Source organism: Marixanthomonas sp. SCSIO 43207 (assembly GCF_019904255.1).
Classification (GTDB): Bacteria; Bacteroidota; Bacteroidia; order Flavobacteriales; family Flavobacteriaceae; genus Marixanthomonas.
Map to the genome: position 1 here is coordinate 195,343 of NZ_CP063203.1, position 22,473 is coordinate 217,815.

Annotated in this window: 21 protein-coding genes; 16 read left to right on the plus strand and 5 right to left on the minus strand. The window is 35.4% G+C overall.

Going from position 1 to position 22,473, the window contains the following annotated elements; translation table 11 throughout:
• Positions 1-6: 6 nt before the first annotated feature.
• The 5 genes from ftsH (at position 7) to INR76_RS00955 (ending at position 4,483) form a co-directional block, all read left to right on the plus strand.
• Positions 7-2,034, plus strand: a complete 2,028-nt coding sequence (gene ftsH, locus INR76_RS00935) for an ATP-dependent zinc metalloprotease FtsH (RefSeq protein WP_223108748.1) — start codon at positions 7-9, stop codon at positions 2,032-2,034.
• Between the two features lie 111 nt (positions 2,035-2,145).
• Entirely contained in the window at positions 2,146-2,751 is a 606-nt protein-coding gene (locus tag INR76_RS00940; RefSeq protein ID WP_223108749.1) for an LUD domain-containing protein, read from the plus strand.
• A 1-nt stretch (position 2,752) separates the two neighbouring features.
• Positions 2,753-3,580, plus strand: a complete 828-nt coding sequence (locus tag INR76_RS00945) for a phosphatidate cytidylyltransferase (protein WP_223108750.1) — start codon at positions 2,753-2,755, stop codon at positions 3,578-3,580.
• Positions 3,570-4,217, plus strand: a complete 648-nt coding sequence (locus INR76_RS00950) for a phosphatidylserine decarboxylase family protein (protein ID WP_223108751.1) — start codon at positions 3,570-3,572, stop codon at positions 4,215-4,217. Before INR76_RS00945 ends, INR76_RS00950 begins: the two co-directional genes overlap by 11 nt.
• A complete protein-coding gene (locus INR76_RS00955) occupies positions 4,217-4,483 on the plus strand; it encodes an acyl-CoA-binding protein (protein ID WP_223108752.1) in 267 nt (88 codons plus the stop codon). Before INR76_RS00950 ends, INR76_RS00955 begins: the two co-directional genes overlap by 1 nt.
• A 50-nt stretch (positions 4,484-4,533) precedes the next feature.
• On the opposite strand, the gene INR76_RS00960 is transcribed toward INR76_RS00955, so the two are convergent.
• Complete coding sequence (locus tag INR76_RS00960; RefSeq protein WP_223108753.1) at positions 4,534-4,776, minus strand: hypothetical protein; 243 nt, start codon at positions 4,774-4,776, stop codon at positions 4,534-4,536.
• A 97-nt stretch (positions 4,777-4,873) separates the two neighbouring features.
• The gene (locus INR76_RS00965; RefSeq protein ID WP_223108755.1) at positions 4,874-7,504 is read right to left on the minus strand and encodes a valine--tRNA ligase; all 2,631 of its coding nucleotides are present in this window, start codon (positions 7,502-7,504) and stop codon (positions 4,874-4,876) included.
• 128 nt (positions 7,505-7,632) lie between these two features.
• Here INR76_RS00965 and INR76_RS00970 point away from each other — a divergent pair, with 128 nt between their 5' ends.
• The 10 genes from INR76_RS00970 (at position 7,633) to INR76_RS01010 (ending at position 15,182) form a co-directional block, all read left to right on the plus strand.
• Entirely contained in the window at positions 7,633-8,028 is a 396-nt protein-coding gene (locus INR76_RS00970; RefSeq protein WP_223108757.1) for a DUF1573 domain-containing protein, read from the plus strand.
• A gap of 158 nt (positions 8,029-8,186) precedes the next feature.
• Positions 8,187-8,864: a GTP cyclohydrolase I FolE gene (gene folE, locus INR76_RS00975; RefSeq protein ID WP_223108759.1), complete on the plus strand. Its 678-nt coding sequence runs from the start codon at positions 8,187-8,189 to the stop codon at positions 8,862-8,864.
• A gap of 44 nt (positions 8,865-8,908) precedes the next feature.
• A complete protein-coding gene (gene cysS / locus INR76_RS00980) occupies positions 8,909-10,393 on the plus strand; it encodes a cysteine--tRNA ligase (protein WP_223108762.1) in 1,485 nt (494 codons plus the stop codon).
• Positions 10,394-10,489: 96 nt separating this feature from the next.
• A complete protein-coding gene (gene trpD, locus INR76_RS00985; protein WP_223108764.1) occupies positions 10,490-11,488 on the plus strand; it encodes an anthranilate phosphoribosyltransferase in 999 nt (332 codons plus the stop codon).
• Positions 11,485-12,264 carry an indole-3-glycerol phosphate synthase TrpC gene (gene trpC, locus INR76_RS00990; RefSeq protein WP_223108766.1) on the plus strand — a complete coding sequence of 260 codons (780 nt, stop codon included), beginning with the start codon at positions 11,485-11,487 and terminating at the stop codon, positions 12,262-12,264. The genes trpD and trpC overlap by 4 nt, the downstream gene beginning before the upstream one ends.
• 29 nt (positions 12,265-12,293) lie before the next feature.
• Positions 12,294-12,905: a phosphoribosylanthranilate isomerase gene (locus INR76_RS00995; RefSeq protein WP_223108767.1), complete on the plus strand. Its 612-nt coding sequence runs from the start codon at positions 12,294-12,296 to the stop codon at positions 12,903-12,905.
• Complete coding sequence (gene trpB / locus INR76_RS01000) at positions 12,902-14,083, plus strand: tryptophan synthase subunit beta (protein WP_223108768.1); 1,182 nt, start codon at positions 12,902-12,904, stop codon at positions 14,081-14,083. Before INR76_RS00995 ends, trpB begins: the two co-directional genes overlap by 4 nt.
• Entirely contained in the window at positions 14,083-14,844 is a 762-nt protein-coding gene (gene trpA / locus INR76_RS01005) for a tryptophan synthase subunit alpha (RefSeq protein WP_223108769.1), read from the plus strand. The genes trpB and trpA overlap by 1 nt, the downstream gene beginning before the upstream one ends.
• Positions 14,845-14,928: 84 nt before the next feature.
• A complete protein-coding gene (locus INR76_RS13915; protein ID WP_255592734.1) occupies positions 14,929-15,057 on the plus strand; it encodes a hypothetical protein in 129 nt (42 codons plus the stop codon).
• A complete protein-coding gene (locus INR76_RS01010; protein WP_223108770.1) occupies positions 15,057-15,182 on the plus strand; it encodes a 30S ribosomal protein THX in 126 nt (41 codons plus the stop codon). Before INR76_RS13915 ends, INR76_RS01010 begins: the two co-directional genes overlap by 1 nt.
• A gap of 83 nt (positions 15,183-15,265) precedes the next feature.
• On the opposite strand, the gene INR76_RS01015 is transcribed toward INR76_RS01010, so the two are convergent.
• From INR76_RS01015 to yaaA, 3 genes are all read right to left on the minus strand, one after another.
• The gene (locus INR76_RS01015; protein WP_223108771.1) at positions 15,266-18,781 is read right to left on the minus strand and encodes an HYR domain-containing protein; all 3,516 of its coding nucleotides are present in this window, start codon (positions 18,779-18,781) and stop codon (positions 15,266-15,268) included.
• 277 nt (positions 18,782-19,058) lie between these two features.
• A complete protein-coding gene (locus INR76_RS01020; protein ID WP_223108772.1) occupies positions 19,059-19,724 on the minus strand; it encodes a uracil-DNA glycosylase family protein in 666 nt (221 codons plus the stop codon).
• The gene (yaaA, locus tag INR76_RS01025; protein ID WP_223108774.1) at positions 19,724-20,485 is read right to left on the minus strand and encodes a peroxide stress protein YaaA; all 762 of its coding nucleotides are present in this window, start codon (positions 20,483-20,485) and stop codon (positions 19,724-19,726) included. The genes INR76_RS01020 and yaaA overlap by 1 nt, the downstream gene beginning before the upstream one ends.
• A gap of 194 nt (positions 20,486-20,679) precedes the next feature.
• On the opposite strand from yaaA, the gene INR76_RS01030 reads away from it, so the two are divergent.
• Positions 20,680-22,431 carry a T9SS type A sorting domain-containing protein gene (locus tag INR76_RS01030; protein ID WP_223108775.1) on the plus strand — a complete coding sequence of 584 codons (1,752 nt, stop codon included), beginning with the start codon at positions 20,680-20,682 and terminating at the stop codon, positions 22,429-22,431.
• The last annotated feature ends 42 nt before the right edge of the window (positions 22,432-22,473 follow it).

A 22,473-nucleotide genomic window follows, 5' to 3' on the forward strand; every position in this document is an offset into this window, starting at 1 on the left:
AGCCCTATGGCACAAGACAATAAAAATAATAACAATAAGCCCGAAAAAAGAAAACCAAAATTCAGTAATTACTGGATATATGCTGCTATTTTCTTATTGTTTATGGGTATTCAGTTTTTTGGCGGTAGCAGCTTGTCACAGCCTGAAAAAACAACCAAGTCACAATTTGAGCAATTCTTAAAAAATGGTGACGTTGAAAAGGTAAAGATTGTAAATCATAAGATTGCAAAAGTATTTCTTACCAAAGAAGCAAAAAGTAAAGATGAACACTCAAAGTCTACCGGAAACGGTATGCTAGACCCAGGACCTAATGATCCTAACTATCAATTTGAATTTGGTGACGAACAAAACTTTGAGAATGACATCAATGCCATAAAGAAAGAATACGATCTAAATACCCAACTCGTTTGGGATACCGAAGAAAATATGTGGGGTGACTTATTAATAACCCTACTTCCTTTTGTTGTAATTATTGCCATTTGGATTTTTATCATGCGACGTATGTCATCTGGAGCTGGAGGAGGCGCCGGAGGACAGATATTTAATATTGGAAAATCAAAAGCTAAACTTTTTGACGAAAAGACTGATGTAAAAACCAGTTTTAAAGACGTAGCCGGTCTTGAAGGAGCCAAAGAAGAAGTACAAGAAATTGTTGATTTCTTAAAAAATCCTGAAAAATACACCTCATTGGGTGGTAAAATACCTAAAGGAGCCTTATTAGTAGGACCTCCAGGAACCGGTAAAACATTACTAGCAAAAGCAGTTGCCGGTGAAGCAAAAGTTCCATTTTTCTCATTATCAGGTTCAGATTTTGTTGAAATGTTTGTAGGAGTTGGTGCTTCTCGAGTACGCGATTTATTTAAGCAAGCAAAAGAAAAATCACCTTCGATCATTTTTATTGATGAGATTGACGCTATTGGTCGTGCTCGTGGAAAAAGTAATTTTTCAGGTTCAAATGACGAGCGTGAAAATACACTAAACCAGTTATTAACTGAAATGGATGGCTTTGGGACCAATACTAATGTAATTGTAGTAGCTGCTACCAACCGTGCAGATGTACTAGATAAGGCCTTGATGAGAGCTGGACGTTTTGATAGACAGATATATGTTGATTTACCAGATGTACGCGAACGAAAAGAAATTTTTGAAGTACACCTACGTCCATTAAAAATAGATGATTCACTAGATACCGATTTTCTTGCAAAACAAACTCCAGGTTTCTCTGGTGCAGATATAGCAAACGTTTGTAATGAAGCAGCCCTTATTGCAGCAAGGAAAGAACGAGAATACGTAGGGAAGCAAGATTTCTTAGATGCGGTTGATCGTATTGTTGGCGGTCTTGAAAAGAAAAATAAAATTATCACTCCAGATGAGAAAAAAGCAATTGCATTTCACGAAGCAGGTCATGCAACTGTAAGTTGGATGCTAGAGCACGCTGCTCCATTAGTAAAAGTAACTATTGTTCCGCGTGGGCAATCTTTAGGAGCCGCTTGGTATTTGCCAGAAGAGCGACTTATTGTTAGACCTGAGCAAATGCTTGATGAAATGTGTGCCGCTTTAGGTGGTAGAGCTGCAGAAAAAATTATATTCAATAAAATTAGTACAGGCGCCTTAAGTGATTTAGAAAAAATCACAAAACAGGCAAGAGCCATGGTTACCATTTATGGTTTGAATGAAAAAATTGGTAACTTAACGTATTATGACTCTAGTGGTCAAAATGAATACAATTTTAGTAAGCCTTACAGTGAAAAAACTGCAGAACTTATTGATAAAGAAATTTCAAATCTAATTGAAACGCAATATCAACGAGCTCTCAATTTACTTGAAGAAAATAAAGACAAATTAACTGAACTTGCTGAAGAGTTACTTGAGAAAGAAGTAATCTTTAAAGAAAGTTTGGAGCGTATCTTTGGTGAGCGTCCTTTCAAAAAAGATAAAGAAAGAAAAGAAGCAGAAATTCAAGAAAAGAAAGATGCTGCTAATCTTGATGGGAAGCAAGAAAATGAAGAAGAGAGGTTAGCTAGCAATAATTAATAGTTAACTCCTTCTTTTATGATAAACTTTGGTTTTAAGTATTTATTCTTCTCATTAGATTTTATATATTTGAAGTTAAACCAATTATAAACTCCTCAATAAGCACAATGAATGAGTCTGTTTAAAAGACTTTTAAATCCTAAGAAGAACAAGTCAGACGAAAAAGCAAAAAAATCTGACACAAGCAAATATTACCCAGAAGAGAAACTTCCTGTGGATGAAAAGTTTACCTACAACTTTAACAAAAACGGTGGTAAATTTTTGTACTGCGACTCTATGGATGAAGTCTTGGAGACCTTTGATAATATTTTGATGGAAAACGATTGGTATGAGCGTGAGGTATTTTGCGTTGATGATCAATTAGCTTCTCGCTTTGACGGATTTAATTTAACTTTTACCAAAAAAGGGACACCTACTTTCTTTTTGACTACTTGCGAATCACTTGTTGCCAAAAACGGTTCTATCCTACTTTCTTCAAACCAAATTAAAGAGAAAAAACTTAGCGAATTACCGTTTAATTTTATTGTATTTGCAACCACCAGTCAATTGGTAGATACTATTAGTGAAGGTTTACGCATCATTAAAACTCGCAATACTAAACAAATACCTACCAATATTACAACCATTCAGGACTTTGAAACTGACAAAGAAAAGGACTTTATGAGTTACGGAAGTAGCACAAAAAACCTATATTTGTTGCTCTTGGAAGACCTATAATATGAAGGAACTTATCGTGCGAACCCTATCGGGTGTGCTTTACATTTCGATAGTAATAATTTCTATGTTTACCTCGCACGAATGGTTTATGGCCCTCTTTTTCATCCTTTCGGTTATTACCTTAGGTGAATTTTTAAAGCTGGTTCATTTAAAAAGTTATTTAGCTTATCTTCTGCTTTTTTTATTCTTGTACTTTTTTAGCTACTCGATTTTTGACATCAATGCTGTTAATCTTTTACTTATTTTGTGTTGTTTTGTCAATCTTTTCCTTTTAAAAGATGTACTCTGGGTAAGCAAAATACCTATGTTTGAAAAGAAAAAATACATAACCATTATACTATACTTAATAAGTGGTTTTGTGTTTTTAACCCTTATCCCCTATTACGATGATACCTTTATTCCTGAAATAATAGCAGGGGTGTTTTTCTTAATATGGTTTAATGACTCATTTGCATATCTTATTGGTAAAAACTTTGGTAAACGAAAGCTTCTTGAACGCATTTCTCCTAAAAAGACAATTGAAGGTTTTCTAGGAGGTCTAGCCGGAGCTATTTTGGCAAGTTTTCTTATCTTTAAGTATTTAGCGTTTTACAAACCAGAATTAGCGATAGAGCTGCCTTGGTCAGTTTGGGCTATTATGGCTGTTTTAGCTTCAGTTTTTGGGACCATAGGAGATTTAATACAATCTAAATTTAAAAGGCAAGCGGGTGTTAAAGATAGCGGTATATTAATGCCAGGGCACGGAGGATTGTACGACCGCTTAGACAGTATTATCTTTGCAAGTCCATTTATTTATGCGTTTTTACAAATAGTTTATTATGTTTCATAAAGAAGGTCATAAAATTATACTCATTACACTTTCACTTTGTATTGTGCTTAGTCTTATAGCAGATTATTTTGTGGAAAACTCTATAATTAAAGGAGGTATCATCATCTCTTTAATTATTCTTTTAGTACTAATACTTCAGTTTTTTAGAAATCCTAAAAGAGCTTTCAGCCTTAATGAAGATCACGTATTATCTCCTGTTGACGGAAAAGTGGTTGTAATTGAAGAGGTTTTTGAAAAAGAATACTATAATGAAAAAAGGCTTCAGGTTTCAGTATTTATGTCGCCTATCAATGTGCACGTAACTCGTTATCCTGTAGGAGGAGATGTAGTTTATAGTAAATACCATCCCGGTAAATTTTTGGTAGCTTGGCATCCAAAATCTTCTGAAGAAAATGAACGCACCACTGTTGTGGTTCGGTCAAAAAAATTTGGTGACGTGCTTCATCGTCAAATTGCCGGTGCTTTGGCAAAACGCATTGTTAATTATGCTGAAGAAGGCCAAACTGCAACTCAAGCAGATGATAGTGGTTTTATAAAATTTGGCTCTCGTGTAGATGTTTTTTTACCTTTGGATGCAAACATTACTGTTTCGCTTAATCAAAAAGTTAAAGGAGGTATTACCATATTGGCATCATAATGAACGATAAAGAATTAGATATTGCTTTTCAAAAAGCTGTTGATAGCATAAATCAACATACCGAGCCGTTCCCTGCCGATGTTTTATTGAGATTATATGCCTACTATAAGAGAGCAACAAGTGATACAGATTCTTCAAATAGCAGCAAGCCGCTTATTTCTGCATTTAAGACCAATGCCCTTTTTCAAACTCGAGGAATGAGTTCTCGTGAAGCAAAACTTAAGTATATTGAAGCGGTTAACACCTACTTTCTGTACAGAAAATAAAAAAGCCCCAATTCTAGATTGAGGCCTATGTCTATTTTTTTGATCTAAGTTTATTGTTGTTGTAGTTTATTGAATTTGATTTCATACTCATCTATTGCTTCTGCAATTTTATCTACATTGGCAGATGCTTTTTCGTGAGCTTCTTCCATTGCTTTTTCCAAATCTTTATCTGGATCTTGAAATAAATCTGTAATTACGTGATTAATTTTGTCAATAATACTTTCTTGACTGTTTTTAATGTCCTGCAATTTATTCAACATTCCTTGCATTTGATCATACTTTGCTTGGTCCATAATTTTAAATTTTCATTTAAATTACAGTCAAACAAAGGTTTATAAAAGGAAATTAACGCGTAATTTTAATAAATTAAGAAACTTTAACGCCTTTTGACTATTGCAAAGAAGCCAAACTTGCCTTTAAGGTTTCTATTTTTGCTAGAGCATCAGCTTCTTTTTTACGCTCTATTTCAACTACCTTTTCAGGAGCATTATTAACAAAACGCTCATTTTTAAGCTTGCCTTGTACGCTTTTCAAAAATCCTTCAGTATATTTTAATTCTTCTGAAAGTTTAGCTATTTCATCCTCAACATTAATAGCACCTTCTATTGGCACAAAGTATTCATTACTTTTTACTCTAAAGGTAAGTGCACCTTCCACTTTTTCTGAAACATATTTTAATTCTGAAAGATTTCCAAGCTTTGCAATTACCGAATCAAAAGAGCTTTCGGCTTTTTCATTATTAATTACAGATACTGAAATTTCATCTTTAAAAGAGATATTTTTTTCTTTACGAATGGTACGAATACCTGAAATTACTTCTGAAGCAAAATCAAACTCATCAATGATTTTTTCATCATAACTCATATTTGTTGGCCATTCAGCAATAATTAGCGCCTCTTCTTTTGATCGTTTTGTAATGTGTTGCCAAACTTCTTCTGAAACAAATGGCACAAATGGATGTAAAATTTTAAGGTTATCTTCTAGAATTGCAATCACCTTTTTATACGTTACTGCCGATATAGGCTCACCGTATGCAGGTTTTACCATTTCTAAAAACCAAGAACAGAAATCATCCCAAACTAGTTTATAAGTAGCCATTAACGCATCACTAATTCTATATTTACTGTAATGATCTTCAATTTCGGCTAAGGTTTTTGCAAATTTATTTTGATACCAATTGATAGCTATCGAATCTGTTTTGGTTTCTGCTTTTTCTTCTGAAATTTCCCACCCGTCGATTAATCTGTAGGCGTTCCAAATTTTATTTACAAATCCACTCCCTTGCTTACATAAGTCTTCTTCAAACATTAAATCATTTCCGGCAGGTGAACTTAATAACATTCCTACTCGTACACCATCTGCTCCATATTTATCCATTAACTCTATAGGATCTGGCGAATTACCCAGTGATTTACTCATTTTACGGCGTTGTTTATCACGTACAATTCCGGTTAAGTAAACACTACTGAACGGTTTTTCATTTCGATATTCATAACCCGCTATAATCATTCTGGCTACCCAAAAGAATAAAATTTCTGGGGCTGTCACTAAGTCTTTGGTAGGATAATAGTAGTTTATCTCGTCATTATCTGGCTCTAGAATTCCGTTAAAAACACTTATAGGCCATAACCAAGAAGAAAACCAAGTATCTAGAGCATCTGCATCTTGAACCAAATCTGATAGTTTTAACGCTGCATTACCAGATTTTTCTTGAGCCAATGTTAAGGCTTCTTCGGCAGTTTCAGCTACTACAAATTCTTCTTTTCCGTTTCCGTAGTAATAGGCTGGTATTTGATGTCCCCACCATAATTGACGTGAAATATTCCAGTCACGAACGTTCTCCATCCAGTGCCGGTAGGTATTTATAAATTTTTCAGGTACTAATTGAATATCTTTCTCTAATACTGAATCTAAAGCTGGTTGTGCTAGTTCTTTCATTTTTAAGAACCATTGATCACTTAACTTGGGCTCAATAACAGCTCCTGTACGTTCACTAGTTCCTACTTTATTAGTATGTTGCTCTACTTTTTGTAAAACCCCAAGTTCTTTTAATTCGGCTACAATTTCTTTTCTTACTACAAACCGATCTTTTCCTTGATAGTGTAACCCATGCTCATTAAGTGTTGCGTCATCATTTAAAATATCAATAACCTCTAGGTTATGTTTATCGCCCAGCATTTTATCATTTTCATCATGTGCCGGTGTTACCTTTAAACAACCTGTACCAAATTCTAGATCTACATACTCATCTTCAATTATGGGGATAACCCGATTGCAAATAGGCACAATAGCTTTTTTACCTTTTAAATGTGTAAACCGTTCATCATTAGGATTAATACAAATAGCGGTATCACCCAGTATGGTTTCGGGACGTGTCGTAGCAATGGTTAATGACTCATCACTACCTTCTATTTTATATTTTAAATAGTAAAGATTTCCTTGTTTTTCTATGTGAACAACTTCTTCATCAGACAAGGTTGTCTTGGCCTGTGGATCCCAATTTACCATTCGGTATCCTCGATAAATGTGACCTTTTTTATATAAATCAACAAAAACTTTGATTACTGAGGCTGACATATCGTCATCCATAGTAAATTTTGTACGTTCCCAGTCGCAAGAAGCCCCTAGTTTTTTAAGTTGCTCAAGAATGATTCCTCCGTGTTTATGCGTCCATTCCCATGCATGTTCTAAAAATTCTTCACGAGACAATGAATTCTTATCAATACCTTCATTTTTCAGCTTGGCTACAACTTTAGCTTCGGTAGCAATTGAGGCGTGATCAGTTCCTGGTACCCAACACGCATTATATCCTTTAAGACGGGCTCTTCGTATTAATACATCTTGAAGTGTATTATTCAACATATGCCCCATATGTAAAACCCCCGTTACATTGGGTGGAGGGATGACAATAGCATAAGGTTCTTTTTCATTTACTTCTGAATGAAAATACCCTTGTTCCATCCAGTACTTATACCACTTGTTTTCAGTATTTTGAGCGTTATATTTTGCCTCTATTGCCATAATTTGGTCTGATTTTTGAACTATAGCCTACAAAAGTAGCTATATTGGCAAGATTATAAAAGTGAATAACTTATTTTGCAGATTGTACGAAAGATATGTACATTAGCTTACTCTAAATTTTAGAAACCATGAAAAAATTAATTTTAGTTGCATTAGTAACCCTTATTGGCTTTACTGCTAATGCTCAAGCAAAATTTGAATTTAAGTCTGAAACTATAGACTACGGAGAAATCGCTAAAGGAAGTGATGGTATTCGTGTTTTTGAATTTACCAATGTTGGCGATCAGCCTTTAGAAATTAGTGACGTTAAATCAAGCTGCGGCTGTACCGTACCTAAAAAACCTGATGGCGCTATTGCTCCCGGAGAAACCGGAACTATTCAAGTAAAATATGACACCAAGCGTGTAGGACCTATACGAAAGACTGTTACTGTTTATTCAAATGCAGATGAGCCAGTTAAAGCCTTAAAAATTAAAGGTACTGTTCTTTCAGACAACAAAAGCGTCTTAGAAAAAACAAAGTAATTTATTTTACATATTTAATAAAAGCCTTGTGAAATAATCGCAAGGCTTTTTTATTTTATAAAGGCAACGTATGTAAACATTAGAAATAGTGATACACAAATTTTTTTTAACATGTATTGAATGTGTATCTTTGCCTCCTATTTATACTACACATAAAAATGGATTTAGAAAAACAGCTGAAAGATATAGAAGCTATGGGTGATGACCACATATCGAGTTCTACAGAAACTCCTTTGCGCCCTGATGCTTTTGAGCTTAGTGATATTGAAAAAATTGAACGTATCAAAAAAGACGTTTACAATATAATGGATACGCTTGGGCTAGATTTAACCGATGACAGCTTAAAAGGAACCCCAAACCGCGTTGCAAAAATGTTTGTTCAAGAAATATTTGGTGGTTTACATCCCGACAGAAAACCAAAAGCTTCCACCTTTGACAATAAATATAAATATGGTGAAATGTTGGTTGAAAAAAACATCACCTTATACTCTACTTGTGAACATCATTTACTTCCTATAGTAGGGAAAGCGCACATTGCTTACATCTCAAACGGAACTGTTGTTGGTCTTTCAAAAATGAATCGTATTGTAGATTATTATGCAAAACGACCACAAGTACAAGAACGTCTTACCATGCAAATAGTACGAGAATTACAACAAGTATTAAATACAGATGATGTTGCTTGTGTTATAGATGCAAAACACTTGTGTGTCAACTCTAGAGGAATTAGAGATATTGACAGTAGTACAGTAACTAGTGAGTTTGGCGGAAAATTTAAAGATGCTGAAACGCGTCGCGATTTTCTTGACTATATAAAACTAGATACCGAATTTTAAGAAAATTATCTTTTACAATTTATATTAAAATTTCACCCATTTAGATGAAACTTTACGAACAACAAGAACTAAGTATTTACAATTCTATCTCTAAGAAAAAAGAGAAGTTTACACCTATTAATGAAGGCGCTGTTGGTATGTACGTATGTGGTCCAACCGTTTACAGTAATGTTCACTTAGGTAATTGTCGTACTTTTTTATCTTTTGATCTTGTTTTTCGGTACCTAAAACATCTTGGGTACAAAGTTCGTTACGTTCGTAACATTACCGATGCCGGTCACCTTGAAAATGATGGTGAAAGTGGTGATGATCCCATCTTGAAAAAAGCTCGCATCGAGCAACTTGAGCCTATGGAAGTGGTTCAAAAATATACAGTGGATTTTCATACCATCATGCATACTTTTAATGCCCACCCACCAAGTATTGAACCCACTGCCACAGGGCATATTATAGAACAAATTCAAATAGTTGAAAACATCATAAAACAAGGATTCGCTTATGAAAAAAACGGTTCTGTTTATTTTGATGTTATGAAATATAATGAAAGCAAGCAATACGGCATCTTAAGTGGTAGAAAGCTAGAAGATATGATTGCCAACACTCGTGAACTTGCAGCGCAAAGTGATAAGAAAAACCCTCAAGACTTTGCCCTTTGGAAAAAAGCCGAGCCTCAACACATTATGCGCTGGCCTTCACCTTGGAGTGATGGTTTCCCAGGTTGGCATTTAGAATGTACTGTGATGAGTACAAAATATTTAGGCAATCAATTTGATATTCACGGAGGTGGTATGGACTTAAAATTCCCACACCACGAATGTGAAATTGCTCAAGCTGAAGCTGCCAACGGACAAAACCCCGTAAATTATTGGGTGCACGCCAATATGCTTACCCTTAACGGTAAAAAAATGTCAAAATCTACCGGAAACTTTATTTTACCAAAAGATATGTTTACCGGTGACAATGATATTTTTAATAAACCCTTCCCTCCTACTGTGGTTAAGTTTTTTATGTACCAAGCACAGTATCGAAGTATTTTAGATTTTTCAAAAGAAGCACTAGAAGCTTCTGAAAAAGGGTTTTACCGTTTAATGGATGCGTATCGCGCTATTGGTGGCGTAAAAACTTCTGAAAGTAGCAGTATTGATGTAACTCGATGGCGTCAATCATGTTATGATGCCATGAATGACGACTTTAATAGTCCTATTCTTATTGCACAATTGTTTGAAGCTACTAAGTTTATTAATGCTTTGCTAGACAACACTGAAACAATTACTGAAAAAGACTTGCAACTATTACAACAAACTATGCAAGATTTTATTTTTGATGTTTTAGGTTTAGTAGACATTGCTGAAAATAACACTCAAGATGGAAACAAACTTAATGAAACCATTGAGCTGTTAATTGAGCTTAGAAACCAAGCACGAGCAAATAAAGACTTTGCAACAAGCGATCGCATACGTGATGAATTGCAAAAAGTAGGGATACAACTTAAAGACGGCAAAGAAGGCACTACCTTTTCACTTTCTTAATAATTTAAATACTTTACTTTTAACAAGTAGCTAGGTATAGAACTATTTAAAAACTTTACCACAAAGTTTTTAAATAGTCGTTATACAACACATATCATGAAAAATATTCTCAATAGGCTCATAAATCATGAGCAACTCACTAAGGACGAGGCTAAACAAGTATTAGTAGCCATTAGTGAAGGACAATTCAATCAAAGTCAAATTGCATCATTTTTAACCGTGTTTATGATGCGAAGCGTCACGCTAGAAGAACTTGAAGGTTTTAGAGACGCTCTACTAGATTTATGCATTTCAGTGCCACTAGATGAGTACAACACTATCGATCTGTGTGGCACAGGCGGTGACAGCAAAAACACATTTAATATATCAACATTATCATCATTCATTACTGCCGGTGCAGGAGTTTTGGTCACAAAACACGGCAACTACGGCGTTTCTTCCATAAGCGGAAGTAGTAATGTGATGGAACAACTGGGCATCAAGTTTAGTAACAATACTGATTTTTTAAAACGAAGCTTGGATGAAGCCGGAATTTGTATTTTACATGCCCCCTTATTTCATCCGGCAATGAAACAAGTGGCTCCTATACGAAGAGACTTAGCAGTAAAAACTTTTTTTAATATGCTAGGACCTATGGTAAATCCAGCATTTCCAAAAAATCAATTAGTTGGTGTTTTTAATTTAGAATTAGCACGACTATACGGCTATATATATCAAAAAAGCTCCAAAAAGTATGCGGTTTTACACGCTATGGATGGATATGATGAAATTTCATTAACCGGTCCTGTAAAGGTTATCTCAAATACTTCAGAAAAAATGATGCAACCAAAAGATTTTGGATTTCAAACCCTTAAAGAAACCGATCTTTACGGAGGTGATTCGGTTGTCTCTTCTGCTGAAATTTTTAAGAATATTATTTCAGGAAACGGGACTGAAGCACAAAATAATGTGGTGTGTGCCAATGCTGGAATGGCAATTTCGGTAGTAAAACAATGTAGTATTGACTCTGGTATTGAACAAGCTAAGGAAGCTTTACATTCAAAAAAGGCTTTACAAGTATTGAAAAAACTTCAAAAAATAAGCGCTGCATCATGACCATTTTAGACCATATTATTCAGAATAAAATAAAAGAGGTTGAAGCAAAAAAAGCATTGTTTCCTATTTCAATATTGGAAACCTCTTTAGGATTTGAAAGAACGGGAGCATCACTCGCTAGGGCATTACAAAATTCAAAAAGTGGCATTATTGCAGAGCACAAAAGAAGGTCGCCCAGTAAGTCGGTTATAAACGACCAAGTCCTTTTACCCGAAGTAGTTTTGGGGTATGAATCTGCGGGAGTTTGTGGTATTTCAGTATTGACAGATACCAACTATTTTGGCGGTTCACTTGATGACTTATCTTTAGCCAGAAAATGCGTAGCTACCCCTTTATTACGAAAAGAATTTATCATAGATACGTATCAAATTTTTGAAGCAAAAGCTTACGGCGCTGATGCTATTCTATTAATTGCTGCCGCATTGAGCGATAGTCAATTAAAAACCTTTTCAGAAACTGCTAAGCAATTAGGACTAGAGGTGCTGCTTGAAGTTCATAACAAAGAAGAGCTTGACAGGTCACTATTGCCTTCTGTTGATATGCTAGGAGTAAATAACCGAAATTTAAAAACGTTTCAGGTTTCTACAGATATCAGTAAAGAGCTTTCAGAAAAAATTCCTGATGATTTTGTAAAAATTTCAGAAAGTGGTATTAGCGATAGAGATACAATTCATACGCTACAAACCTATGGGTACAAAGGTTTTTTAATTGGCGAAACTTTTATGAAAACTAAAAACCCGGGAGCCAGTGCTAAAAAATTTATCGATCGATTGTAATGAAAAAAGTAGCATTAAAAATTTGTGGCATGAAAGCCAACACACAAGAGGTTGCTGCATTACAACCCGAGTATCTGGGATTTATTTTTTATAAAAAATCTCCTAGGCATTTTGATGGAAATATACCTTCAATACCTTCACAAATTAAAAAGGTAGGAGTTTTTGTTAATGCTTCTATTTCTGAAATCGTAAAAACAGTAAAAAAACACAAACTGGATGTCATTCAATTACACGGCGATGAATCGGCTTCATTTTGTCAAAGTTTATCAAATTTAAAAGACATTGAATGTGACATTTGGAAAGTATTTGGCATTAAAGATTCTTTTGATTTTTCAGTTCTTACAGCTTATGAACCTCATGTTTCAGCCCTTTTATTTGATACAAAAGGGGCAAATAAAGGTGGCAATGGCTATACATTTGACTGGAGCATCTTAAAAGGGTATACTTCAACAAAACCTTTTGTTTTAAGTGGCGGAATTGGAATAACAGAAATAAACCAACTTTCTGAAATACTTTCTACTACATTACCAATTATTGCAATTGATGTAAATAGTAAATTTGAAGAACAACCCGGATTAAAAAATACAATTAGATTACAACAGTTTATAAACGAACTGAATATAATACAATCAAAATTATGAGTTATCACGTAAACGAGCGAGGCTATTATGGTGATTTTGGCGGGGCCTACATTCCTGAAATGCTTTATCCCAACGTAGAAGAATTGCGTCAACAACATCTAGCTGTGATGCAGGAAGAAAGTTTTCAGTCAGAATTTAAGCAACTTTTAAAGGACTATGTGGGCAGACCCACACCTTTATATTTCGCTGAGCGTCTTTCTTCTAAGTATAATACCAAAATTTATTTAAAACGAGAAGACTTATGTCATACTGGCGCACACAAAGTTAACAATACCATTGGGCAAATTTTATTAGCTAAGCGTTTGGGGAAAAACCGAATCATTGCTGAAACCGGTGCCGGCCAACACGGAGTGGCAACAGCAACAGTTTGTGCCCTCATGGGGATAAAATGTATAGTGTATATGGGTGCAATTGATATTGAACGACAAGCGCCCAATGTAGCACGTATGAAAATGCTCGGTGCAACTGTTATACCTGCCACTAGCGGTAGCAAAACATTAAAAGACGCTACTAATGAAGCTATTCGGGATTGGATTAACAATCCAACTGACACACATTACATAATTGGTAGCGTTGTAGGCCCTCATCCTTATCCAGATATGGTAGCACGGTTTCAAAGTGTAATTTCTGAAGAAATAAAAACGCAATTATTAGAAAAAGAAGGGACTGAAAATCCAAATTACATTATTGCCTGTGTGGGTGGTGGAAGTAATGCTGCAGGAGCTTACTACCACTATCTCGATACTGAAGATGTAGGCATTATTGCTGTGGAAGCTGCTGGCAAAGGCATTAATAGTGGTGAGAGTGCTGCTACTTCAGCATTAGGAAAAACCGGTATTATTCACGGAAGCAAAACATTACTTATGCAAACTACAGACGGTCAAATTACCGAACCTTACTCAATATCTGCAGGATTGGATTATCCAGGAGTTGGCCCCATGCACGCACATTTATTTACTAGCGGCCGTGGTGAATTTATATCTATCACCGATAGTGAAGCTATGGAAGCTGGACTAGAGTTAAGCAAACTAGAAGGGATTATTCCTGCTATAGAAACTAGTCACGCACTAGCTGTTTTTAAACATAAAAACTTTAAAAAAGATGCGATTACAGTTATCAACTTAAGTGGTCGCGGCGATAAAGATTTAAATACTTACATAGATTATTTCAACTTATAATGAGACGTTTACAAGAAACATTACAACAAGATAAAAAAATACTATCTATTTATTTTACTGCCGGATATCCAAATCTAGAAGACACTATTCCGGTATTAAAATCACTAGAAGAAAACGGTGTTGATCTAGTTGAAATAGGTCTACCCTTTAGCGATCCTTTGGCCGATGGCCCCACCATACAAGCAAGCTCAACTGAAGCCCTAAAAAATGGTATGAGTACATCAGTTTTATTTGATCAACTACAGAATGTTCGCGATCACATTTCTATACCTTTAATCATTATGGGGTATTTTAATCCTATTTTACAATATGGTGTAGAAGCTTTTTGTGAAAAATGTGCAGAAATAGGTATCGATGGGCTAATTTTACCAGACTTACCCTTAGAAGAATACAATTTACACTATAAGCAATTGTTTGAAAAACATAATCTTGCGGTTATATTTTTAATTACTCCACAAACTTCAATAGAGAGAATTCACGACATTGATAAAGCCTCAAAAGAATTTATTTATATGGTGAGTAGCGCTAGTACTACAGGAGGCACCTCTGGTTTTTCAGAAAAGCAAGAATCATACTTTAATAAAATTGAAGGTTTACAATTAAAAAGTCAACAACTAGTTGGTTTTGGTATTAACAATTCAGAAACCTTTTTAAAAGCAACAAGTAAAGCAAAGGGAGCCATCATAGGAAGTGCATTTATATCTATGCTATCAAAAGAAGGTTTACAAGGTATTCCTTCGTTTGTAAAGCAATTCAAATAATTTTAACCATACTTTAGTAGGCCATTAATAAAAATTTTGATTCGGAATATCTAACTTATTCAAGAATTTAAAATTTTGAATATTATGGCTAAGAAGTTTGAACGAAAAGAAGAACAAAAAAACCCTACCAATCCTACTGGAAATACCAACCAGAAGACTAATGAGGTAGATATTGATGAGAAAACTATCAAAGAACAACAGAATAAAGAGTAATGGGTAAAGGTGACAAAAAAACAAAACGCGGAAAAATAGCAATAGGAAGCTATGGCAAATTAAGACCTAAACGCGGAAAATTTAAAATTAAACCCAAAACCGTTAAGGGTTCAAAAAATAAATAACCTTTATTACATCTACTACTAAAATGAAAACCCCTTCTCAAAATTGAGAAGGGGTTTTACTTTGGTTGGTTATTATGGAATTATTATTCCTTAATCAATCGTTTTGTAACGCTTGATTTATCACTAACAATTTGTACCATATATACGCCAGTTGCCAATGCAGATACATCAATTACCTGCTCTCCTTGCATATTGCGAAGGTCGTGTTGGCTAATCAACTTACCGTTAACATCATAAATAACAGCATTTTGCAATGCGATATTTGATTTGTTTGAAATAGTAACTTGACTAGATGCTGGGTTAGGATACATAGCTACTGCAGAGCTAAGTTGAGAATCATCAACACCTAATACGCTTTCAACTGTTAATTGGAAGGTACACGTACCAACGTTTCCATACTCATCTTCAGCAGTTAAAGTAACTGTGTACTCACCATCTGCAATTAATTCACCTGGAGCTGGATCTTGAGACGTAATAGTCACAGGATCTGTACAGTTATCTACTGCAAAACCTTCTCCTAGTGCAAAATAATCTGGCACTTCGTAGAATAAGTTGCCTTCGCCCGGATCAACTGTTTGGTCTTCAGGACAAGTAATTTCAGGTGCAATAGTATCAACTACATTGATTTCAGCAGTACAAGAAGCAATGTTTCCACTTGCATCACTAGCAAAAATTGTAATTGTCATTGGTGTACCTATGTCTGCACAACTTACTTCAGTAATATCTGAAGCTACTGTTGAAATTCCACAAGCTTCATCAACACCTTGTATTAAACTATTAGGATCGATGGTAGCTGTTCCATCAGGACCAAGTGGAATATCGATTGGTGTAATATCAGTTACTTCATAGTCTAACTGGAAGTTATCAATTCCAGCTCCCCAACCCCAAGCTCCGGCGTCATCATACGTGAAACGTACTTGGAAGTCGTTATTTAAGTAAGGTAACATATCAATTGCTCCTGTATTTGTTAAGTCTGTATCGACATCAACTAACAAGATTTCTTGCCATGCTGCTCCGTCCCAAACTTCTACTGAAAGTGTTTCACCACTAGCTACTTCTTGAAAAGCATAATCAAAAGAAATAGAAGCTGTATTTGAACCACTGATGTTGTAGGTAGGAGAAAGTAATCTTACAAGGTTTACTTCACCATTTCCAGCTTCATCATCATCAAATATAACTGCATTTGAAGGGAAGTCATCTCCTATTGGCATATCTCCTGAACCAAATGTCCAATCTGCTACTCCAGCTTCAATAACTGTAGTCCATCCAGATGGAATTGAAGAATCTTCAAACTCTTCAAGAACTGATACTGGACCAGGGTTACCTGCACATGTAATAATTGGTGCAGTAACATCGATTACATTTACAGTAGCAACACAAGAAGAGAAGTTTCCGCTGTCATCAGTAACAAACACCTCTATTTGGTTTTCACCTAACATAGAACAGTCAAAATTCACATCGTTGTCTATTTGTGGTCCTACTTCATAAATGATATTTCCGTTGAAAACACGAGCATCAAACGTAGAACTTCCGAAAGGATAAGATTTACCTGAACCTTCTAAGAACTCGATATTAGCATCTGAAGCGAATACCGTTCCATTTGCTGATCCGTTAGTATAATTTATTCCTCCTGCAGTTGTAGTAACATAGAATGCTCCTGTTTCTCCAGCTGCAATTGTTTGACCCAAAGTTAAGTTTAATGGTGTTGGAACTCCGTCACCAGCAGATGTAACATTTGCTGTAGCTAATAAAGTCCAAGCACTTGGATCTTCTTCAAAACCTTCCCAAGATCCAGACTTATAATATACTTCAATATCATCTGTAATTCCTGTGTCTAGGTTTACGTCAAAAGAGTTGATTGTAACTTCGTTAATAGCTACAATATCAAACATGTTTCCGTCAAGACCATTCCCTCCTGCAAAAGTAGTTTCTAATGTTTCAGTTGTTGATCCACCGCCAGTAGCTGGTCCTCCAATTGTAACTTGATATCCACACGATTCAGTAACAGTTTGAATAAGATCAGAAGCAGGGATTGTTGCGTTTCCGTCAGCATCTAAAGCAACCTCTAATGGTTGAGTTGAAGCTAATTCATAGTTAAGAGCAAAGTTATCAACTCCTGCTCCCCAAGCCCAGTCACCTTCATCATCATATGTGAAGCGTACTTGGAAATCTGGGTTTGCATATGGCATCATATCTATCACTCCAGAATTAGTTGGGTCAACGTCTTGCTCGTCAATGAAAAGAACTTCTTGCCAAGCAGATCCGTCCCAAGCTTCAACTAAGAAAGTACCAGCACCTACAAAGTCTTGAATAGCATAATCAAAAGAAACGTCTGCTGATACAGCTGTAGAAATATCATATGTAGGAGAAAGCAATCTAGCAAGGTTTACTTCTCCACTTCCTGCTGCATCGTCATCAAAAATAGCAGCGTTGGTTGGGAAAGGATCTCCAAGAGGCATTACACCAGAACCAAATGTCCAGTCTTGAGTTCCAGACTCAAGTACAGTTGTCCATCCAGCTGGGATAGTTGCTCCTTCAAATTCTTCAAGAATATTAAATATAGCAGGCTCACCTATACATGTAATTTCTGGTGCAGTGTTGTCTTCAACAGTTACTGTAGCAGTACACGTATCAATGTTTCCTTCATCATCAGTCACAGTTAATGTAACTGTATTTTCACCTACGTTAGCACACGTAAATGTATCCATATCTAAAGAGTAATCTACAATTCCGCAGTTATCTGTAGAACCGTTATCAATATCTGCTGGTGTAATAGATACTGAAGAACCACCCATTAAGTCAAGCGTAATGCTTTGACAAAGCGCTTCTGGCAATTCCATATCAGTTACTGTTACAGTAAAGCTACAAACATCAGTGTTACCATTACCGTCATCAGCAGTAAATTCTACAATAGTATCTCCAGTTGGAAATTCACTTCCACTAGCAGGACCTGCAGTTTGAGTTACAGTTACAGTATCTCCATCAGGGTCAATAGCAATTGCATCAGCAAAGTTTACTATTGCTCCACATTGTCCTGGATCTGTATCTGCCATAATATCATTAGGACAAGCTATTACAGGAGGGTTTCCTGTAACAGGACATGCTGTTGAAAGCGATATAGTCGCTTCCCAACCAGCTTGAACTATTGATCCATCAGATTGGAAGTTAAAACTTAATGTTCCACCAGGTGCCGAAGTAAAAGGCCCTAATGTAGGGTTACCAGCTGGGTCTGTAGCATCAGTACAATCACCGGCAACATCATTGTCGTCTCCAGCATATGTACCGTCACCGCCTCCAGCATCACCAGAAACAATTAAAAAGTCATAACAATCGCCAGCACCAGAAGCAGCTTTCTCTGTTGAAAAAGAAGTAAAAGTAACTGTTACAGTTTCACCTGGTTGAGCTACTAATTCTAAGGTTGAGTTTTCGTTTACAGCATAACTACCACTACTACCGCCGCTGTCTGTAAAGATGTCGCCATCTTGAAAATCAGAACAGGCAGTAAGAGTACCATCCTGCTGTGTAATTTCAGTCTGTGCATTCATTTGCCACAAAAATGTGGAAGCTATGAATGCCATTACTAATGTAATTTTTTTCATAAGAATTCTAAAATTTAATTTAATAGTTAATACGGCGTTAATATACCTATAATTTATGTTAATAGAAAAACTATCAAATTCAGAAAACTTGTGAAATAATCAATACTCAGTGTTCAAAACACACGTAATATTCTGTAAATTAATAACCTACTAAACACTAAGCTTTTTGTACTTAATTTATAATAAACTGAAATTTTAACATTTAGAAACATTAGCCTTTCAAAAAACCACAACCATTTAACGTATTAAGAAGTGTTATTTCAGTCTGTTTCAAAAATTAATTTATAAAATATGGAGTATACTGAATTACCCTAAAATCTATAGTATTTAAAGAAGGATTTTCAGCTTTCATCTGCTTGTACCCCTTTAAACTACCTACAGCTCTATTGGCCGCTCCAGATGGAGCAATTAAAGAAACGGTTTTAACTTTACGAGAACTATTAGGAAGTAAAAATTCATGTTCTCTCGGCACTTCGTTTTTGATACGTTGTAAGCTACGATTATATGTTTTTAAATTTTTTCTGAAGAAGTATTCGGGACCATTTTTACTATTTCCACCGGTGAATAAAACCGTATGTATTGAAGGGTGCTGCTGAAGTATTTTAACCAAATCTCTTAAAACAGCTTTCTGCATTCCAATATCTGAAGCATCTACCTTTTCCCTATATGCAACCGATACCATATCACAAATTCCTATCTTGTGATTTCGCAAAAAAGTTTTTCGTTCCTCAATAGCTTTTGTTGTTGTTTCAAAAGAGAGGTTTAATCCATAGATTTGGTCCAAAATATTCCATAATTGACCGTCTCGACTTCCATAGCAAAAGTCAACATCGCCGGGTTTAAGATCGCCGGTGGTAAATCTTGGTGGTGGTAATGTACCTACTATTAACTTAGAAGTATTTTTCGGAATAAATGGCTTATATGGGTGTGTGTGTTTAAACATTAACGAATAAACACGGGTTCGTTACTAGTTTCTGTATATTCTTCACTGTAAGCATATCCATCATAATCAAAACCTTTTAAATCATCAAGTGTCTCTACCTCATTGTCAATTATATAACGAACCATGCTTCCTCGAGCTTTTTTTGCATAAAATGCAATTACTTTTAATTTTCCATTTTTAAAATCTTTAAAGATGGGAGCTATTACTGGCGCCTTCAAAGCATCTGTATTAATTGCTTTAAAATATTCGTTACTCGCTAGATTGATAAATAGTTCATCTTTTTTCATTTCAGAATTTAAAAATTCAGTCAAAGAATCACCCCAAAATTCATACAAGTTTTTATGATTCTGAATTTTTAGGTTGGTTCCCATTTCCAACCGGTACGGTTGTATTAAATCTAAAGGTTTTAAAACACCATACATACCAGAAAGAATGCGTAATGTATTTTGCAATCTGTCAATTTTATTTTCTTCAATAGTATATGCGTCAAGCCCATTATAAACATCGCCGGCAAAAGCATACACAGCCGGACGAGCATTTTTCTTGGTAAAAGGTGTAGTAAATTCTTTGTATCGCTGGTAATTTAAATCGGCTAACTTATCGCTAATGCTCATAAGTTTACCAATTTCTTTTTTGGTTTTTCTTTCAAGCTTTTTATTTAATGTTTCAGCTTCATCAATAAAATGTGGTTTTGTGGCTTTATTTGTAGGTAATTTACTTTCGTAATCTAAAGTCTTTGCTGGAGATACAACTATTTTCATATCGATAATTTTTCTATAAAATTAACTGAAAAAAACACGAATCAAAAGTATTCCATTTTATAAAATCTATGCTCCTATCAACTTTTATGATATAGTTAATTTAACACAATAGTTAATTCTTTAGTAAATTATTAACAAATAATATTCAGTCTTGTGAATAGTTTTAAAACCAAACAACTTTTAAATCAATTTACATGAAAAAACAAGTACTCCTCATCAGCGCAATGATGTTAACGAGTTTACCATTTATGGCTCAAACTCAAATTGGAAAAAAAGCTTCTTTAAACGAAGACGGGACTATTCAAGTTGAAAATATAGCACTACCTATAGAACAAGTGCAAAACAAGCAACAAGCAGATAAATTATTTTCCTTCGGAAGACCTGCAAATCCAACCATTAAAAACTCTAGAGGTGCCACTTTGGCCGATATAGATAATGATGGCGTTGATGAAATTCTCTACGGAATTGACACCACCTTGTACGCACTAGAAGGTGACGGTACTATTCTTTGGGAAAAAACTGTGTTAGGTCCTATTTTACTTCCGCCAACCGTTGTAGATATCACTCAAGACGGAAATCTAGAAATAGTAGTAAATACAGGATACCCAACAACTGTAGGCCGTGTTTACCTTACAGATAATGAAGGTAATGATTTTCCGGGGTGGCCTTTAAATTTTGACGACCACTGGATGATCAATGCTCCTGCCATAGCCGATGTTGACAATAATGGAACCTTTGATATTGTCACTTGTGAACGTGCAGGTAGCGCAGAAGGATATGTACACGCAATTAATATTGACGGAACACCTATTAACAGTAATTGGCCTGTACAAGTTGATGCAACTCCCGCATTTACACCTTCTATAGGAGATGTTGATAATGATGGAAATAACGATGTTGTTATTGCCACATCTTCAACGGGAATGCGTATTTATGATAACCAAGGTCAATTATTTCCAAATTTCCCTTTGAGTGATCCTACCGTGAGATATTCATATCAATCGCCAATTTTGGCAGATTTAGATGGTGATGAAGATTTAGAAATTATAGGAACCAATCATGGTGATGCTCCCGGTTTTTACGTTTTAAATCACGATGCTACCTACTACCCTGGGTGGCCAATCCCATTGGCTGGATGGACTTATTCTCCCCCAACTGTTGTGGATATTGATGGCGATGCTTCTTATGAAATTTTTATGTCTGACCGTAATACTAGCAACGATGGCACTCCGCTAGACGTGGTTTATGGATTAACACCAGATGGAGATAATTTAGATAATTTTCCTATTTCAAAATATGGAGGTACAGAAGGAGTTATGACCGTAGCAGATATTAATGACGATGGAGTTTTAGACATTATATTTCCTAGCACATTGACTGACGCAGAAGGCGATGGTTACATTCATGCGTATTCTACAGACGGAAGTGGTGAATTGGATGGCTTCCCTTTACGTCCTCGTGGTTTTACATTTTTAAACGGTGCGGTATTAGGTGATGTAGATGATGATGGCATGATGGATCTTACCGCAAATTCGTATACTCAAACTTTTGGTCAAGGAGTTGATTCATCATATGTAACTACGTACAATCTAAATGTTCCTTATGATGAAAGTAAAATTAAAAGTAATGGATATAAAGGAAATAACTCTAGAGACGGCCTTTTGGATGGCGACATTATAACCGGAATTGAAGAATTTACCAATGTTTCTATAGAATTGAGTCCAAATCCATCTGACGGAACTTTACAGATGAGACTACCTAAATCTTTACAAAATGCAACAATTACACTTTTTACCCTTGACGGAAAACGTGTTTTTTCTGAACAAAGAAATATTTCAGAAAATGAAATGCTAGCATATGATTTTAAGAAATTAAGCAGCGGACTGTATCTCATAACCATTTCCAGCGGAACTAAAATGTATACCGGTAAATGGATTAAACAATAAGGTAACCACAAAAAAAATCCGAAGTTAATCTTCGGATTTTTT

Bases quoted from the DNA above. Each gene is read 5' to 3' on its own strand.
- ftsH (WP_223108748.1), top strand. From the start codon at position 7: ATGGCACAAGACAATAAAAATAATAACAATAAGCCCGAAAAAAGAAAA.
- INR76_RS00965 (WP_223108755.1), bottom strand. From the start codon at position 7,504: ATGGCAATAGAGGCAAAATATAACGCTCAAAATACTGAAAACAAGTGG.
- INR76_RS01010 (WP_223108770.1), top strand. From the start codon at position 15,057: ATGGGTAAAGGTGACAAAAAAACAAAACGCGGAAAAATAGCAATAGGA.
- INR76_RS00960 (WP_223108753.1), bottom strand. From the start codon at position 4,776: ATGGACCAAGCAAAGTATGATCAAATGCAAGGAATGTTGAATAAATTG.
- INR76_RS13915 (WP_255592734.1), top strand. From the start codon at position 14,929: ATGGCTAAGAAGTTTGAACGAAAAGAAGAACAAAAAAACCCTACCAAT.
- INR76_RS01015 (WP_223108771.1), bottom strand. From the start codon at position 18,781: ATGAAAAAAATTACATTAGTAATGGCATTCATAGCTTCCACATTTTTG.
- trpC (WP_223108766.1), top strand. From the start codon at position 11,485: ATGACCATTTTAGACCATATTATTCAGAATAAAATAAAAGAGGTTGAA.
- INR76_RS00950 (WP_223108751.1), top strand. From the start codon at position 3,570: ATGTTTCATAAAGAAGGTCATAAAATTATACTCATTACACTTTCACTT.
- yaaA (WP_223108774.1), bottom strand. From the start codon at position 20,485: ATGAAAATAGTTGTATCTCCAGCAAAGACTTTAGATTACGAAAGTAAA.
- INR76_RS00995 (WP_223108767.1), top strand. From the start codon at position 12,294: ATGAAAGCCAACACACAAGAGGTTGCTGCATTACAACCCGAGTATCTG.
- INR76_RS00940 (WP_223108749.1), top strand. From the start codon at position 2,146: ATGAGTCTGTTTAAAAGACTTTTAAATCCTAAGAAGAACAAGTCAGAC.
- INR76_RS01030 (WP_223108775.1), top strand. From the start codon at position 20,680: ATGAAAAAACAAGTACTCCTCATCAGCGCAATGATGTTAACGAGTTTA.
- INR76_RS01020 (WP_223108772.1), bottom strand. From the start codon at position 19,724: ATGTTTAAACACACACACCCATATAAGCCATTTATTCCGAAAAATACT.
- trpB (WP_223108768.1), top strand. From the start codon at position 12,902: ATGAGTTATCACGTAAACGAGCGAGGCTATTATGGTGATTTTGGCGGG.
- INR76_RS00970 (WP_223108757.1), top strand. From the start codon at position 7,633: ATGAAAAAATTAATTTTAGTTGCATTAGTAACCCTTATTGGCTTTACT.
- trpA (WP_223108769.1), top strand. From the start codon at position 14,083: ATGAGACGTTTACAAGAAACATTACAACAAGATAAAAAAATACTATCT.
- trpD (WP_223108764.1), top strand. From the start codon at position 10,490: ATGAAAAATATTCTCAATAGGCTCATAAATCATGAGCAACTCACTAAG.
- INR76_RS00945 (WP_223108750.1), top strand. From the start codon at position 2,753: ATGAAGGAACTTATCGTGCGAACCCTATCGGGTGTGCTTTACATTTCG.
- cysS (WP_223108762.1), top strand. From the start codon at position 8,909: ATGAAACTTTACGAACAACAAGAACTAAGTATTTACAATTCTATCTCT.
- folE (WP_223108759.1), top strand. From the start codon at position 8,187: ATGGATTTAGAAAAACAGCTGAAAGATATAGAAGCTATGGGTGATGAC.
- INR76_RS00955 (WP_223108752.1), top strand. From the start codon at position 4,217: ATGAACGATAAAGAATTAGATATTGCTTTTCAAAAAGCTGTTGATAGC.